Origin of the sequence: Pantoea sp. UBA4549 (genome assembly GCF_002387285.1) — a bacterium.
Lineage (GTDB): Bacteria > Pseudomonadota > Gammaproteobacteria > Enterobacterales > Enterobacteriaceae > Pantoea > Pantoea borealis.
On the sequence record NZ_DGLH01000016.1, the window covers coordinates 37270 to 53818 of the forward strand.

The following is a 16549-nucleotide window of genomic DNA, read 5'->3' on the forward strand; positions in this document are numbered from 1 at the left end:
ACCCCGTCAGTTTTTTTTCTTAATCGGTTTACCGGACCAGTAGCCTGCCAGCAGAGAGCCGGAGAGGTTGTGCCAGACCGAGAAGAGTGCCCCCGGCAGGGCAGCAAGCGGCGAGAAATAGAGCTTGCCGAGCGTGGCCGCCAGCCCCGAGTTCTGCATGCCTACCTCCAGCGCCAGCGTGCGGCAGGTGGACTCATCAAAGCCAAACAGCTTGCCGCCCCAGTAGCCGCCGAGCAGACCGATAGCGTTATGCAGGATCACCGCCAGAATCACCATCAGACCCACCGATCCGATAAAGCTCTGGCTGCCCGCGACCACCGCGCTGATGATCAGCAGAATGCAGAGCATGGAAAACGCCGGCAGCCAGGGTTCAACGCGGCGCACCACGCTGTTCATGGTGTGATGAATAATCAGCCCGAGTGAAATCGGGATCACCACAATTTTCACAATGCTCAGCAGCATCCCCACCACGTCGACCTGAATATGGGTATCAACGTAAAAGCGGGTCAGCAGCGGGGTGGCAAAGACACCGACCAGCGCAGAGACCGAAGAGATCGTCACCGAGAGCGCCACATCGCCTTTTGCCAGATAAATCATTACGTTAGATGCGGTTCCGCTGGCGACACTGCCGACCAGAATCATGCCGGCGGCCAGATCGGGCGGCATCTGAAACAGTTTTGCCAGCGCCCATGCGGCCAGCGGCATCACCAGATAGTGCAGAAAGGTACCGGCAATGACCGGGGCCGGACGCACCAGCACGCGTTTAAAATCGTCGATATTCAGCGTGACGCCCATGCCAAACATAATCAGCATCAGCAGATAAGAGACCCACGGACCAATACCGGTAAAGGTGGATGGTGAGTAATAGGCAGCGACGGAGAGCAGTACAGCCCAGAGTGGAAACAGGCGGGTGAGACTGGCGAGCATGGAGCACATCCTTTTTCAGAGACCTTTTTCCGGTATATAAGCAGGCCGGAGCGGTTTTAAATGGTTTGCCACAGGTGAAGGACCGCGCAGGGAACGATCGCCGCGATCGGAAGGGATCATAACATTTCGTTATCGCCGCCGACGGTGCCAGTGGCAATTGCCTATCAGCTGCTGCATATTGCGTCCTGAGGCGGGAAATAACACTGCGCTTTGCGGCAAACGCCAGCAGATATGGCGGGATTCACCGGGAAAAAAGCCGGACAGCGTCCGGCTAATCAGCATGATAAAGGGGATCAGGCACCAAACAGGTTGTGATGCAGCGCGCGCACTACCGCTTCCGCATCAGGTGTCGGCACCAGGAAACAGAGGTTGTAGCTGCTGGCACCGTAGCAAATCATGCGCAGATTAAACGGCTCCAGCGCCCCAAAGACCTCTTTACCCACGCCGCAGGCTTTCGACAGGTTATTGCCGATAATGGCCACCAGCGCCAGGTTCTCTTCAACTTCAACGCGGCACAGCGAAGAGAGTTCGGTGAGCAGCGCCTGCGTCAGCAGACTATCCACGCTGCTGGTAGAGCCGGTGTTATCCAGCGTCAGCGCCACGCTGACTTCAGAGGTAGTGACCAGATCTACGGAAACGTTATGGCGCGCCAGAATCGCAAACACCTCAGCCAGAAAACCGTGCGCGTGCAGCATGTTCAGGCTGTGCAGCGTCAGCAGCGTCTGCTTGCGACGCAGTGCCAGCGCGCGGAACAGCGGCGGATTGCGCGTTTCATTGCAGACGCGGGTGCCGCCGGCGGCGGGATCTTTACTGGAGCCGACAAACACCGGGATGTCGCTGCGTACTGCCGGCAGCAGCGTGGCGGGATGGAGCACTTTCGCGCCAAAAATGGCCATCTCTGCCGCCTCTTCGAAGGTGATCTCTTCGATACGGCGCGCAGCCGGCACCACGCGCGGATCGGTGGTATAGATACCGGCCACGTCGGTCCAGATATCGATGCGCTCAGCCCGCAGCGCCTCGCCCAGCAGCGCAGCAGTATAATCACTGCCGCCGCGGCCCAGCGTGGTGGTGCGTCCTTTGCTCTCGCTACCGATAAAGCCCTGGGTAACCACCAGCGCCTCCGCAATGCGCGGCTGCAGCTGCGCCGCCGCCAGCGTCTGCAGCTCAGCCACCTGCGGCTCTGCCCGGCCAAAACGATCGCTGGTGCGCATCACTTTGCGTACGTCAAACCATTCTGCATTAACGCCGCGCTCGCGCAGGATCTCGACAAACAGCAGCGTTGACATCAGTTCGCCGTGGCTGACCAGTTCGTCGGTGAGAGCAAGAGAATTTGCCAGCGCCGTGGTGTCTGACAGCATGGTGATGTTTTCCAGCACGCGGTCGATCTCGTCGCGGATTACGTCCGGCGCGGCAAGGCGATCGATAATGGCGTACTGAATACGGCGAATTTCATCCAGCATCTGCGTACGCTCTGCCTGCTCCTGGCCTTCGGCCAGCGCGACCAGCAAATTTGTTACGCCAGCAGACGCAGAGAGCACGACCAGACGGGTATGGGTATCGGACAGCACAACGTCCGCGCTGCGGTTCATGGCATCGAAATCGGCAACGCTGGTGCCACCAAATTTTGCCACAATCAACGGTTGAGACATGTAACAAACCTCGTGTCAGGTTATCTTCTGCCGGGAATTCGGTTCAGAAGACAGGGATAACAGCCTTGGCACAAGAGAAGAGCGGAATTGGACAGACAAGATCAGGAGATGAGTCACCAAAAGCACTTCACCTTGCGAAACGTCCGACTGCGGACGCTTCTGGTGACAACCCAGAGGATTCAGCCCCTGCAGCCGACAGCACAACACTCCGCGTGTTATGCCATCTCGGCGTCGCACCCCCTGATGTGTTTTCGCCGGATACGGATCCTCAAACACACTGCCTGGGCGACGCGCCTCTTCTGGCTTGCACCCGGAGGTGCAAGTCGCGGGCATAAATTATCGACAAATTGTGCTGCTGTCCAGCCTTGTAGCGCCCGGATAAATGATTTTTTAACCCGTGCGGCTCCGGTGAAAACGTGCGCCGGGCCTGACGCATAATGTCTGACACAACATCGCCTGCTTACGCGGCTTTTTACTGATGTGCCTCAGAATTTGTCATTTCTGCCTGCTGCATACTGGTGCCTGGATTTCGCTGAAACCGCGCGGCCAGGGTCACAAAATTTTTCCTTTCCCCTTCAACTATGGTCATACTGAAATGCGTTTGTGCGATGCCTGTTCGACTGTACCCGACGCGGTTATGCGCCTGATACACAGGCACAGACCGGGGTATCCGCAGCGCGCCGTAAGAGAAACTAAGCAGGCCGGGCCAGCGGAACGCGCCCGGATGAAATGACGGTTCTTATATCAACAAGAGTGTTGCCATGAAAAATATTAATCCGACACAAACCGCAGCGTGGCAAGCGCTGCAGCAGCATTTTGAACAGATGAAATCAGTGCAGATCGCCGATCTTTTTCAGCAGGATGCCGATCGTTTTGCGAAATTCTCCGCTACGTTCGATGATCAGATGCTGGTGGATTTCTCAAAAAACCGTATCACTGAGGAAACCCTCACTAAATTGCAGGCGCTGGCTAAAGAGACCGACCTGGCGGGCGCCATTAAATCGATGTTCTCCGGCGAGAAGATCAACCGTACGGAAGAGCGCGCCGTGCTGCACGTGGCGCTGCGCAACCGCAGCAATACGCCGATTCTGGTTGATGGCAAAGATGTGATGCCGGAAGTCAACGCCGTGCTGGATAAGATGAAAGGCTTCTCTGAGCGGATCATTAGTGGCGAGTGGAAGGGATATACCGGTAAGCCCATTACTGACGTGGTCAACATCGGTATCGGCGGCTCCGATCTCGGCCCGTTTATGGTTACAGAGGCGCTGCGCCCCTATAAAAACCATCTGAACATGCACTTTGTCTCCAACGTTGACGGTACGCATATTGCCGAGACGCTGAAAGATCTGAATCCGGAAACCACGCTGTTCCTGGTGGCCTCAAAAACCTTCACCACGCAGGAAACCATGACCAATGCGCACAGCGCGCGCGACTGGTTCCTGAAAACGGCGGGCGATCAGCAGCACGTGGCAAAACATTTCGCCGCGCTCTCTACCAACGGCAAAGCGGTCAGCGAGTTTGGTATTGATACCAGCAACATGTTTGAGTTCTGGGACTGGGTGGGCGGGCGCTACTCACTCTGGTCGGCAATTGGCCTCTCTATTATTCTCTCCATCGGCTTTGATAACTTCACGCAGCTGCTCAGCGGCGCACACGCCATGGATCAGCACTTTGCCACTGCCCCGGCAGAGCAGAACCTGCCGGTATTGCTGGCGCTGATTGGTATCTGGTACAACAATTTCTTTGGTGCTGAAACCGAAGCGATTCTGCCTTACGATCAGTATATGCATCGCTTTGCCGCCTATTTCCAGCAGGGCAATATGGAATCGAACGGCAAGTATGTCGATCGCGAGGGCAATCCGGTCGACTATCAGACCGGCCCGATTATCTGGGGCGAGCCTGGCACCAATGGTCAGCATGCGTTTTATCAGCTGATCCACCAGGGAACCAAGCTGGTGCCGTGTGACTTTATCGCACCGGCTATTACCCATAACGCGCTGGCCGATCACCACCAGAAGCTGCTGTCGAACTTTTTTGCTCAGACCGAGGCGCTGGCGTTTGGTAAGTCACGCGATACGGTAGAGAAAGAGTTTACGGATGCCGGCAAATCGGCGGAGTCCGTGGCGCACGTTGTGCCGTTTAAAGTGTTTGAAGGAAACCGTCCGACTAACTCTATTCTGCTGCGCGAAATTACCCCTTACAGCCTTGGCGCGCTGATTGCCCTGTATGAACATAAGATTTTCACACAGGGTGCCATTCTGAATATTTACACGTTTGATCAGTGGGGTGTGGAACTGGGCAAACAGCTGGCGAACCGTATTTTGCCTGAGCTTGAAAATGATGCTGATATTGCCAGCCACGACAGCTCCACCAATGGCTTAATCAATCGCTATAAATCCTGGCGTTAATTTGCGTTAAGATTATCAGGGCGGCCGCTGGCCGCCTTTTTTATCCCGCCTGTTTTCCGGTTTTAATACGGCCATTCATTGCTGATGAAATATCTTCCCCACCTGCTAAAGAAAATCTGACATTACGCTAAGCCACCGTATAAACCACAGCTTTTAACGGATCTGTTTGTATGCGCCAGGCACTCTATCGCGTTGAATGCGCGCCAATTTAAATTTACAACCCGTCAGGAAAATCCGATAATTCCTATTCCGTGCCAAATTTTACTAAAAATGTGTAAAATCCTGCCGTATATAATGTCGTCATATTTATTCTTCAGACAGTGGCAAACGTGCCACGGAAAAAGGGTGTTTACGCCACTTAAGTCTGCCTGTAATACAACAGCAGCCGGATAAGAGCGCGCTTTTTAGTCTGCTGAACGCTGATATTTTACTGCTCTGGCGTGAACGCGCCTGAAACCGGGATAGCGCCTTCATTCTTTTTTGTTCTCAATGCAGGAAACGCTGTTATGAAAAAACTCGTGGCTGCCGGTGCAGCCTTGTTATATATCGCGGCCTCTTCTGCCGCCCATGCCGTACCGGAAGAGACCGGCGCGGCAGCTGGCGCACAGGCGGGAGCTATCTCCTCGGGTGCATCGACTGCGGTGGGGATTGGCGCGCTCGGCGCGCTGGTGGGCCTCGGTCTTGCCGCTGCTGGCGGCGGCGGTGACGGCGCAAATACGGGTACAACAACAACCACAACGGGCACTATCCGTTGATAAGACACTTTTTCTCCTGACCGCACGCCCGTGTGGTTATTTTTGGCTTTTGTTTTTTTGACAGGGATACACAGTGCGCCAACTCTCTTTGCTGCTGCTTTGTCTGTTGCTGCAGGCCTGCACACAGACGCAAAAAGGTCTTGAGCAGACCGTCATGCTTGCCGTTAATGGTCCGGACGACGTGACGGTCAGTGCAGAACAGATTCAGAAACTGCCTTACGCCAGTATGTACGCCCGCATCGACAATGGCACACGTATCTTTGTGGTACTCGGCTACCTTGAAGCGGGTCAGCAGAAGTGGGTGACTCAGGATAAAGCGATGCTGGTGATGCAGCAGGGACGCCTGGTGAAAACGCTGGGGCTGCGCGACAACCTGCAGGCGGTCAGTAACCTCGCCGGGGATCCGCTGGCTGATGCACTGTATCTGCAGAATGGAGCGAGCTGGACACGCGTCGTGCAGTGGCGTGAACAGGATCGGGTACGCGCCGCAACGGCGACCTCGCAGTTTCAGCGCGGCACTGATGAAGTGCTGACGCTGGCGGGAGAAGCGGTACCGTGCCGCGTCTGGCATGAAAATGTATCGATGGCGAGCCTGAACCGCACCTGGCAGAACATTTTCTGGATCGACAATCGTGACGGCACGGTGCTGCAGGCGCAGCAGACGCTTGCCGCTGACCAGTTTCCTGTTGTAACCACTCTTCTGAAGCCGGCTAAATCATGAAAAAAATAATTACCTTGCTGGCTGCACTGGCTCTGCCTGCGGCAGGCAGCGCGCTGGCCGCAAGCCAGATTAGCGTGCACACCGCGCCTGGCGAAAGCAGCGTGCAAATCAATGATCTTCAGCGCCTGAGCCAGCTGCTGACGCATCCTGGCCTCAGCACCTGGTGGCCCGGCACCGTCATCGCAGAGCGCGGCGCTACCGCTGCCGTACAGCAACAGCGCAGCCAGCTGCTGGCCGATCTGCGCGCCTGGCAAAACAGCAGCGACGCCGCACTGGGTGCGACCATCGGTGCTGTGATCCGGCAGCTCGACGCGCTGCCGGTTACCGGCCGGCAGTTTACGTCGCTGGATATCGACTGGCTGCGCCTGCATCCGGAGGCAGATCGTGCGCTGCAGGGCAGTTACGATCTTTATACCCTGCCGGAACCGCATCAGGTGCTGATTCTGGGCGCCCTCACCCGGCCTGGCGCAGAATCCTGGCAGCCAGGGCGCAGCGTGCGTGACTATCTCGCCGCACATGACCGCCTGACCGGCGGTGAGCGCAGCGTGGCCACCGTTATTACGCCCTCTGGCGAGGTCCGGCAGGTCCCGGTCGCGTACTGGAATCAGCGTCATGCTGAAGTCGAACCCGGCAGCATTATCTGGCTCGGCTTTACCTCATGGAGCCTGCCGTGGGGCCAGGCAGATTTAAATACGCGTCTGATTTCTGTTCTGACTCACCGGATCCCGCAATAATGAAAAAACAACTACTGCTCAGCCTGCTGGCTGCATCCGTCTCGGCCGCCTGTCAGGTGCAGGCTGAAACCTGGCCGCAGCCGGTGGGCCCTTCACAATCCGATTTTGGTGGCGTCGGCCTGATGCAGACGCCAACCGCGCGCATGGCGAAAGAGGGCGAATTCAGTCTTAACGCCCGGGATAACGATCAGTACCGCTACTATTCCGCCTCACTGCAGCTTCTGTCATGGCTGGAAACCACCGTACGCTATACCGATGTGCGCACCCGTCGCTACAGCGGCGTGGAAGATTTCAGTGGTAATCAGAGCTATAAAGATAAAGCGTTCGATCTGAAACTGCGTCTCTGGCAGGAGAGTTACTGGCTGCCGGAGGTGGCGGTGGGTTCGCGCGACCTCGGCGGTACCGGGCTGTTTGACAGCGAGTATCTGGTGGCGTCTAAAGCCTGGGGACCGTTTGATTTTACGCTGGGCCTCGGCTGGGGCTATCTCGGCAGCAGCGGCACCGTGAAAAACCCGTTTTGCTCTTACAGCGACAGCTACTGCAGCCGTACCGGTGGCGGGACGGCCGGTGCAGTCAATGGCTCGCAGCTATTTCATGGCCCCGCTGCCCTGTTTGGCGGCGTGGAGTATCAGACCCCCTGGCAGCCGCTGCGCCTTAAGCTGGAATATGAAGGCAACGACTATCAGGATGACTTTGCCGGACGGCTGGAGCAGCGCAGCAAGGTCAATGCCGGCGCGATTTATCGCCTCACTGACTGGGCAGATATCAACGCCAGCTATGAGCGCGGCAATACCTTTATGTTTGGCATCACCCTTCGCACCAACTTCAACGATCTGCGCCAGACGCATATTGATACGCCGAAACCCGCTTACGACCCGCATCCGCAGGGCGATCTGCTGGATTCTGCCGTGGTCGCCAGCCAGCTCAGCGCACTGAAATATGATGCCGGATTCAACGGCCCGCGCATCCAGACCAAAGGCGCGACCCTTTACGTCAGCGGCGAGCAAATCAAATATCGCGATACGCGCGAAGGGGTTGACCGCGCCAATCGCATAATGATGAATCATCTGCCGGCCGGCATTGATACGATTGCCGTCACAGAGTCGCGCTTTAATATGCCGCAGGTGACGACGCGCACGCAGGTTGCCAGTCTGCATAATACGCTCAGCGGCTATCCGCTGGGACACGATCAGCCGCTGCAGCAGTCGCGCGATAATCCGGTCGATCCGGGCGCAACCGAGCAGGGCCTGTTCATGCGTAAAGATCGCCTGAACTACAGCCTGTCGCCGGTGCTCAACCAGTCAGTGGGCGGGCCGGAAAGCTTCTATATGTATCAGGCTGGCGCGATGGCGAACGCCGATTACTGGCTGACCGATCACCTGCTGGTGGGCGGCAGCCTGTTTGGTAATATCGTGAACAACTATGACCGCTTCAACTATAACGGCGCGCCCTCTGACTCCACGCTACCGCGCGTGCGTACCCATATCCGCGACTATGTGAAAAACAATCTCTACGTCAACGATCTGCAGGCCAACTATATGCGTTACCTCGGTAATAACATTTATGGCCAGGTTTATGGCGGCTATCTGGAAACCATGTATGGCGGCGCCGGTGCTGAAGTGCTCTACCGGCCAGTGGACAGCAACTGGGCAGTGGGCGCAGACGCTAACTACGTTAAACAGCGCGACTGGGACAACATGATGCAGTTCCGCGACTACAAAGCGCCAACCGGCCATCTGACCGCCTACTGGCGTCCGTGGTTTATGCAGGATGTGCTGGTGAAAGCGAGCGTGGGACAGTATCTGGCGAAAGATAAAGGCGCCACGCTGGATGTCTCCAAACGCTACGACAGCGGCGTCACCGTGGGTTTCTACGCCACCAAAACCAATGTTTCATCCGAAGCGTATGGCGAAGGCGACTTTACCAAAGGCTTCTATATTTCGATTCCGATGGATCTGTTTACCGTCACGCCAACGCGCGGCCGTGCACAGGTGAATTGGGTGCCGCTGACGCGTGATGGTGGCCAGATGCTGAGTCGTAAATATCAGCTCTACGATTTAACCGCCGATCGCGACGCGCGCTTTAATTAACACCATGCGCGGGGTAATACCCGCGCACTTTAGCTGTGCTGATACACACTCCACTTCTCTTCCCCCTGGCGTCAGCCAGACACCGCACGGTTTCTTGCCTCATTGCTCACAGATCCGACCAGCACAGCTGCATTTGCCTCCATAATGATTAAAACGAAAATGGTTTCCACGTACAACGCTGAAATGGAGCAACTATGGCTACCCCGGTACCGGCTAAACGCGGAAAAAAACCTCGCGTCACACCCCCTGCGGCTACGCCGCCTGCTGGCGGTCAGGTTCAGTCGCTGACGCGCGGCCTGCGTCTGCTGGAGTTGATTGCCGATGCGCACGGCAGCGTGGCGCTGACTGAACTGGCGCAGCAGGCGGGCCTGCCAAATTCAACCACGCATCGTCTGCTCTCCACGATGCAGCAGCAGGGCTTTGTGCATCAGGTGGGCGATCTGGGCTACTGGACGATTGGCGCCCATGCGTTTGTGGTGGGCAGCAGTTTTCTGCAGAGCCGCAATCTGCTGGCCATTGTGCATCCGGTGTTACGGCGACTGATGGAGGAAGCCGGCGAGACGGTGAATCTGGCGGTGCTGGATCTCAGTGATTATCAGGCGGTGATTGTTGATCAGGTGCAGTGCACGCAGCTGATGCGAATGTCAGCCCCGATTGGCGGCAAGCTGCCGATGCACGCCTCCGGCGCCGGAAAAGCCTTTCTGGCCCATCTGAATGATGAACAGGTGACCGCGCTGCTGCATCAGAAAGGCCTGCACGGTTATACCCCCAAAACGCTGATGTCGCCGCATACGCTGAAAGAGAATCTGGCGCTGATCCGCAAAATGGGCTTCTCACACGATGATGAGGAGCATGCGCTGGGGCTGCGCTGCGTAGCGGCGCCCATTTATGACGAGCACGGCGACGCCTTTGCCGCGATCTCTATTTCAGGCCCGCTGGCCCGCATGACGGACGATCGCATCACCGAACTGGGCGCACTGGTGATCCGCGCCGCCCGGACGGTCACGCAGGCTTATGCCGGACGTTAAACCGCCACCGTGGCGTAGCGCACGCTGAAGCGCCGGGCGTTACGCCACGCCATCGCCTCTTCAACATGGCCGTTGCGGATGCGCACCTGCAGCGCCCGCCACCAGCCAGGGTCAAACAGCTGCGGATGCAGCGCCTGCAGCAGCCTGCCGGTCGCGGGTTCGCTGCAGAGCGCGTAGCGGAACGTCTCCGGAAACACATCATCTGCTCCGACGCTGTACCAGGGCTCGGCCTGCAGCTCCTGCTCTTCATAACGCGCTGGCGGAACGTCGCGGAATATCAGCTCGGTCATCAGGCGAATTTCATCGTAATCATAAAACACCACGCGGCCGTGGCGCGTCATACCGAAATTTTTAAACAGCATGTCGCCGGGAAAAATATTCGCCGCCGCCAGCTGAGAGATGGCGTTGCCGTACTCCTCCAGCGCATGCCGTCGCTGCGCTTCGCTGGCGTGCTGCAGCCAGAGATTGAGCGGCTCCATGCGGCGCTCCAGCCAGAGATGGCGAATGATCACGCTGTCACCGCGCAGCGTTATCTTTTCCGGTATATCACGCATGAATTCCGCCATCAGCGCGTCAGGAATGCGCGCGCGCGGCAAAGCAAAGTAGCGAAACTCCTGCGTATCGGCCATGCGTCCGACGCGATCGTGCTCTTTTACCAGCTGGTAACAGGCGTGTACCTGCGCTTCCGTTACCTCTTTTTGCGGCGCGAAACGATCTTTGATGACCTTGAACACCCGATCGTAACCCGGCAGGGTAAAGACCAGCATCACCATGCCGCGTATGCCAGGCGCCAGGGTAAATGCGTCATCATGGCAGGCCAGATAGTGCAGATATTCGCGGTAGATCTCGGTTTTACCATGTTTCTGGCAGCCAATGGCGATATAGAGCCCGGCCAGGGTTTTGCCAGGCAGCAGCGGCTGCAGCCACGCCACCAGCGCCGCAGGCACCGGGGCGTAAACCATAAAGCTGGCGCGGGCGAAGCCGAAAACGATACTTGCCTCATCGCGATCCGTCAGACAGGTATCGATCCACAGCTGTCCGCTGCTGTCGCGCTGGATCGGCAGCAGACAGGGCAGGATCTCACCGCAGCTGAACTGCAGCCGCGCGATAATCCACGCAGTTTTGTTACGATAAAAGAGTTCGCTGGCGACCTCCAGCGTGGCACCCTCCAGCTGCACCGCGCTGAACGCTTCCCTCAGATGCTGCTCGATCCAGCGGATATCGCGTGCCAGATCCTGCCACGGCAGCCGCAGAGGCAGCTCGGACACTAACTGCCGCAGCGCACTCTGCCAGTCGGGCCGGGGAGCATAGAGACGCGACAGCGGACGCTGCGCTTCCGGTTGTTTCAGTGCCGGCTGCGAAGCGTGAATAAACAGGCGCTCCGGAAACAGATGGCTGTGCCCCTGCAGACGACAGTAAACGGAATTAAAAAAGCTCTCGGCAATTTCATGGCGCGGATAGCCCGGCAGCAGCGCCTCATAATGCGCTTTTACCCGCAGCCAGAATGCGGTGTCCCACTCCGTCTGCCCGCTCAGTACGCGTAACTGACTGACCACCAGCGTGACATGATGATCATACAGGTGAATACGCTCCTTCATAGCGCGCTGCACCGCCGGCCAGTCAGCCTGCTCAAACCGCTGCTGCGCGCCGGCGGTGATATCAAGGAAACGTCCGTACTGCGCGTCAAAGCCCTGCAGGATAGTGTGAGCAATAAGGGATTCTCTGGGTGACATCAGCCACCTCCGGTACGCGATTGCCATAAGACGCGCCGCTGCGCGGCAGCGGCGCCTGCTTTTCACGTCAGGTCTGACGTTATCAGAACTGTGCGGTTTCCGTAGAGCCGGTCAGCGCCGTTACAGAAGATGCGCCACCCTGAATCACCGTGGTGATACGGTCAAAATAACCGGTGCCCACTTCCTGCTGATGTGCGGAAAAGGTGTAGCCTTTATCGCGCGCCGCAAATTCCGGCTGCTGCACTTTTTCAACGTAGTGGCGCATGCCCTCCCCCTGCGCATAAGCGTGCGCCAGGTCAAACATGCTGAACCACATACTGTGGATACCTGCCAGCGTGATGAACTGAAAGCGATAGCCCATGTCGCTCAGCGCCTGCTGAAAGCGGGCGATGGTGCGATCGTCGAGGTTTTTCTTCCAGTTAAACGAAGGCGAGCAGTTATAGGCCAGCAGTTTGCCCGGAAAACGTGCGTGTATCGCGTCCGCAAAGCGCTGCGCCAGCGCCAGATCGGGCGTGGAGGTTTCACACCACAAAACATCGGCATAAGGCGCATAGGCAAGGCCGCGGCTGATCGCCTGTTCAATGCCGGCGCGGGTGCGAAAGAATCCCTCTGGCGTACGTTCGCCAGTGATAAACGCGCTGTCGTTTGGATCGCAGTCAGAGGTAATTAAGTCGGCGGCGTCTGCATCAGTGCGCGCAATCAGCACGGTGGGCACATTCATGACATCAGCCGCGAGACGTGCTGCCACCAGTTTCTGAATCGCGTCCTGCGTCGGCACCAGCACCTTACCGCCCATATGACCGCATTTCTTAACCGCCGCCAGCTGATCTTCAAAATGCACGGCGCCAGCCCCGGCCACAATCATCGATTTCATCAGCTCAAAAGCGTTCAGTACGCCGCCAAAGCCCGCCTCCGCATCGGCCACTATCGGCAGAAAATAGTCGACATACGCGTCATCCTCCGGTGACAGACCACTCGCCCACTGGATCTGATCGGCGCGCTGAAAACTCTGATTAATCCGCTGCACCACTTCCGGCACAGAGTTAACCGGATAGAGCGACTGATCGGGATACATCTGTCCGGCGAGGTTTGCATCCGCTGCCACCTGCCAGCCCGAGAGATAGATCGCTTCGATACCGGCTTTCGCCTGCTGCACTGCCTGCCCCCCGGTTAACGCACCAAGGCTATTGATATAACCTTTAGTCGCGCCGCCGTTCAGCAGCGACCAGAGCCTGACGGCGCCCCGTTCTGCCAGCGTGCAGGCGGGCGTTACCGAGCCGCGCAGGCTGATGACCTCTTCTGCCCGATAGGGACGCGTGATACCGTTCCAGCGCGCATCCTGCCAGCTCATTTCCAGTTGTGTGATCTGTTGTGTCCGATTCATAGCACTCTCTCCGGGGGTCAGGCCAGCAGGCGGTAGCCTGGCAGCGTCAGAAATGGAACCAGCTCTTTATCCGTGGTGATTTGCGCCATCAGCGCGGCCGCATCTTCAAAACGTCCCTGCTGAAAACGTACGTCGCCGTAGCGCTGGCGCAGTGCGGCCAGCTCTTCGTCAAGAAACTGCTCAAACAAGGCAGCGGTGACCAGCTGGCCATCACTCAGGATCTGTTTGTGGCGGATCCACTGCCAGATAGAGGCGCGGGCGATTTCAGCCGTTGCTGCATCCTCCATCAGTCCCTCAATCGGTACGCAGCCGTTGCCACTAATCCAGGCCTCCAGATACTGCAGCGCTACGCGGATGTTTGCGCGCATTCCCGCTTCAGTACGCAGACCGCGGCAGGGACGCAGCAGCCGTCCGGCCGTTACCGGTGGATCGGTATCACGCGTTACGTGTAACTGATTAGCGTGCTCACCCAGCTGGCGATTGAACACCTCCATTGCACTGTCCGCCAGACCGGGATGCGCCACCCAGGTGCCGTCATGACCGTTGCCCGCTTCGCGCGCTTTATCTTCTTCAACCTTCTCTTTTACCCACCTATTCCGCGCTTCCTCTTTCGCCGGAATGAGTGCAGACATACCGCCCATGGCCAGTACGCCCCGCCGGTGGCAGGTTTTGATCAGCAGCCGGGAATAGGCGTCCAGAAAGGGCTGATCCATGGTGATCTGCTGCCGATCGGGCAGAATGCGGTCGCTATGCTGACCCAGCGTTTTGATGTAGCTGAAGATGTAATCCCAGCGGCCGCAGTTAAGCGCCACCGCGTGGTCGCGCAGCTCCCACAGGATCTCATCCATCTGGAACACCGCGGGCAGCGTTTCAATCAGTACCGTGGCCTTGATCGTGCCGCGCGGCAGATCAAATCGATCTTCGCTGAAGCGAAAGATCTCACGCCACCATGCCACCTCACTGGCGTGTTCGGTTTTAGGCAGATAAAACCACGGCGCGTGCCCTTTCTCCTGCAGTGCCCGCACGTTATGGAACACGTAGAGGGCAAAATCAAACAGGCCAGCCGGAATCGCTTTATCGCGCCATTCCACGTGTTTTTCGTCCAGATGTAATCCGCGTACCCGGCACATCAGCAGTGCAGGATCGGAACGCAGCTGGTAGATCCGGCCATCTTCGCGCGTGAATCGCAGCGTACCGGCGACCGCCTCGCGCAACACCTGCTGCCCGTCCATCAGTTTGTTCCAGCACGGCGCCAGTGAATCTTCAAAGTCAGCCATGAAGACTTTGACGTTGGCATTCAGGGCGTTAATCGTCATTTTGCGATCGGGTGGCCCGGTAATTTCGACCCGGCGATCGCACAGCAGCGCCGGCAGTGCGCGCACCTGCCAGGCGCTTTCACGAATGGAAGCCGTTTCCGGATTAAAGTCGGGCAGTGCTCCGCGATCGTACTCCTGCTGACGTTGCCGGCGTACCTTAAGCAGACGATCGCGTTCCGGGGCAAAGCGCACAACCAGCGCCTGCAGAAAGTCGATAGCGGCCGGCGTCAGCAGCTGCTGCTCCGTGTCAGAGAAGGGCTGAGTGAAGGTCAGCGTTGAATGAATAACCGTATCTGTCATGCTGGCTGTCTCCTGAAGCGATCCGGCTTTATCGCCGGGATCGGGATGCTGGATGTTTTGTAACCGACAGGATCAGAGCATATGTATTTTAATTTTTATTTCAAAAACTATTTCCATTTTTATGGTGGATAATATTTAACCCTATGAAAATGATGTTATTTAAATCTTCGAAATAAAGGCAATGGTTTCTGCTTTGGAAAAGACATAAAAAAACCGCGATGGCCTGAGGGCGATCGCGGTGGAGAGAAGCTAAAAAGAGATCAGTCGAGAGTCGGATTCATATGGCGCAGATCAAACGGCGTGATCTGGTAAACATAGTAGTTCAGCCAGTTAGAGAACAGCAGGTTGCCGTGGCTGCGCCAGGTCGCACGTGGCGGCAGGGCCGGATTGTTCTGCGGGAAATAGTTAAACGGAACTTCCGGCTGCAGGCCCGCATCATTATCCCGGTGAAATTCACCTGCAAGGGTCAGCGCGTCATATTCGGGATGCCCGGTTACAAAGGCCAGCCGTTTGTCCCGACTCGCCATCAGATAAGCGCCGGTCGCTTCAGATTCAGCAAACAGCTCAAGATCGGTATAGTCACGAATCAGCTGGCTGGGGAAATCGGCATAGCGCGAATGCGGCGCCAGAAAATTGTCATCAAAGCCGCGCGTCAGCAACGCATGCGGATGCAGGATCTGATGCTCATAGACGCCGGACAGTTTATTCTGTCGCGTCTGTTTGGGTATGCCATACAGGATATTCAGCGCGGCCTGTACCGCCCAGCAGACAAACAGCGTAGAAGTAACGTGCTCGTTTGCCCAGTGCAGCACGCGCTGGATCTGCGGCCAGTAAGCCACATCGTTGAAGTCAACCAGCCCCAGCGGCGCACCTGTCACAATCAGACCATCGAAGTTATCGTGCTGAATATCTTCAAAATTGCAGTAAAAGTTATTCAGGTGTTCGCTGGGAGTATTACGTGATTCACGGCTGTCTATGCGCAACAGCTGCACATCAATTTGCAGCGGTGAGTTTGAGAGCAGACGTAAAAACTGATTTTCAGTCTCGATCTTTTTTGGCATCAGGTTAAGGATCAATACTTTTAACGGGCGGATCTCCTGAACACGGGCACGCGATGAGGTCATCACAAACACATTTTCATCACGTAAGAAATTCACTGCCGGTAATTCGTCGGGCACCCTGATTGGCATAACCTGCTCACCTCTTGCTGATAACCATATAAACGTTTAGACATCCAGATGCCCGAGATTAGCCTGGCAGAAGGCGAATGTCGAGAATTCATGCTATTTATGAAAATGTTTCAGCTTAAAGTGGTATAGCCGGCAGCGGCAGAGAGGAAGGAAAAGTGCGCCGGCATAAAAAGCCGGAAGGTAAGATGTTTTTTAAGGTGAAAAAAGTACGCATAGCGTACTGATGCCTGAGCAAAGCTCGTGAGCGAACGTAAAAGTTATTTTCTGCAGACGTAAAAAAGCCCTGAACAGACGTTCAGGGCTCTCTTACTTGT

General features: G+C 56.9%; 12 protein-coding genes and 1 riboswitch. Of the genes, 6 read left to right on the forward strand and 6 right to left on the reverse strand.

The window, feature by feature from the left end:
- Nucleotides 1-6: 6 nt before the first annotated feature.
- On the reverse strand, nt 7-927 hold the full coding sequence (gene panS, locus B3041_RS15610; protein WP_065650402.1) for a ketopantoate/pantoate/pantothenate transporter PanS: 921 nt from the start codon (nt 925-927) through the stop codon (nt 7-9).
- A gap of 293 nt (nt 928-1220) precedes the next feature.
- A complete protein-coding gene (gene lysC / locus B3041_RS15615; RefSeq protein ID WP_065650403.1) occupies nt 1221-2576 on the reverse strand; it encodes a lysine-sensitive aspartokinase 3 in 1356 nt (451 codons plus the stop codon).
- A gap of 112 nt (nt 2577-2688) precedes the next feature.
- Nucleotides 2689-2883: riboswitch (Lysine riboswitch) on the reverse strand.
- 454 nt (nt 2884-3337) lie between these two features.
- Here lysC and pgi point away from each other — a divergent pair.
- The 6 genes from pgi to iclR all read left to right on the forward strand — a co-directional run bounded on the left by pgi (nt 3338) and on the right by iclR (nt 10312).
- Nucleotides 3338-4984 carry a glucose-6-phosphate isomerase gene (pgi, locus tag B3041_RS15620; RefSeq protein ID WP_065650404.1) on the forward strand — a complete coding sequence of 549 codons (1647 nt, stop codon included), beginning with the start codon at nt 3338-3340 and terminating at the stop codon, nt 4982-4984.
- Nucleotides 4985-5490: 506 nt separating this feature from the next.
- A complete protein-coding gene (gene yjbE, locus B3041_RS15625; RefSeq protein ID WP_065650405.1) occupies nt 5491-5739 on the forward strand; it encodes an exopolysaccharide production protein YjbE in 249 nt (82 codons plus the stop codon).
- Between the two features lie 73 nt (nt 5740-5812).
- Nucleotides 5813-6460 (forward strand): YjbF family lipoprotein, encoded by a 648-nt coding sequence (locus B3041_RS15630; protein WP_292977032.1) that lies wholly within the window; start codon nt 5813-5815, stop codon nt 6458-6460.
- The gene (locus B3041_RS15635; protein ID WP_292977034.1) at nt 6457-7194 is read left to right on the forward strand and encodes a capsule biosynthesis GfcC family protein; all 738 of its coding nucleotides are present in this window, start codon (nt 6457-6459) and stop codon (nt 7192-7194) included. Before B3041_RS15630 ends, B3041_RS15635 begins: the two co-directional genes overlap by 4 nt.
- Nucleotides 7194-9284 (forward strand): YjbH domain-containing protein, encoded by a 2091-nt coding sequence (locus B3041_RS15640; RefSeq protein WP_292977036.1) that lies wholly within the window; start codon nt 7194-7196, stop codon nt 9282-9284. Before B3041_RS15635 ends, B3041_RS15640 begins: the two co-directional genes overlap by 1 nt.
- A gap of 194 nt (nt 9285-9478) precedes the next feature.
- On the forward strand, nt 9479-10312 hold the full coding sequence (iclR, locus tag B3041_RS15645) for a glyoxylate bypass operon transcriptional repressor IclR (protein ID WP_065650409.1): 834 nt from the start codon (nt 9479-9481) through the stop codon (nt 10310-10312).
- On the opposite strand, the gene aceK is transcribed toward iclR, so the two are convergent.
- From aceK to metA, 4 genes are all read right to left on the reverse strand, one after another.
- Nucleotides 10309-12045: a bifunctional isocitrate dehydrogenase kinase/phosphatase gene (gene aceK / locus B3041_RS15650; protein ID WP_065650410.1), complete on the reverse strand. Its 1737-nt coding sequence runs from the start codon at nt 12043-12045 to the stop codon at nt 10309-10311. The two genes, iclR and aceK, sit on opposite strands and share 4 nt — an antisense overlap.
- 82 nt (nt 12046-12127) lie before the next feature.
- The gene (gene aceA, locus B3041_RS15655) at nt 12128-13429 is read right to left on the reverse strand and encodes an isocitrate lyase (protein WP_065650411.1); all 1302 of its coding nucleotides are present in this window, start codon (nt 13427-13429) and stop codon (nt 12128-12130) included.
- A 17-nt stretch (nt 13430-13446) separates the two neighbouring features.
- Complete coding sequence (gene aceB / locus B3041_RS15660; RefSeq protein WP_292977040.1) at nt 13447-15045, reverse strand: malate synthase A; 1599 nt, start codon at nt 15043-15045, stop codon at nt 13447-13449.
- 260 nt (nt 15046-15305) lie between these two features.
- On the reverse strand, nt 15306-16235 hold the full coding sequence (gene metA / locus B3041_RS15665; RefSeq protein ID WP_065650413.1) for a homoserine O-acetyltransferase MetA: 930 nt from the start codon (nt 16233-16235) through the stop codon (nt 15306-15308).
- Between the last annotated feature and the right edge of the window lie 314 nt (nt 16236-16549).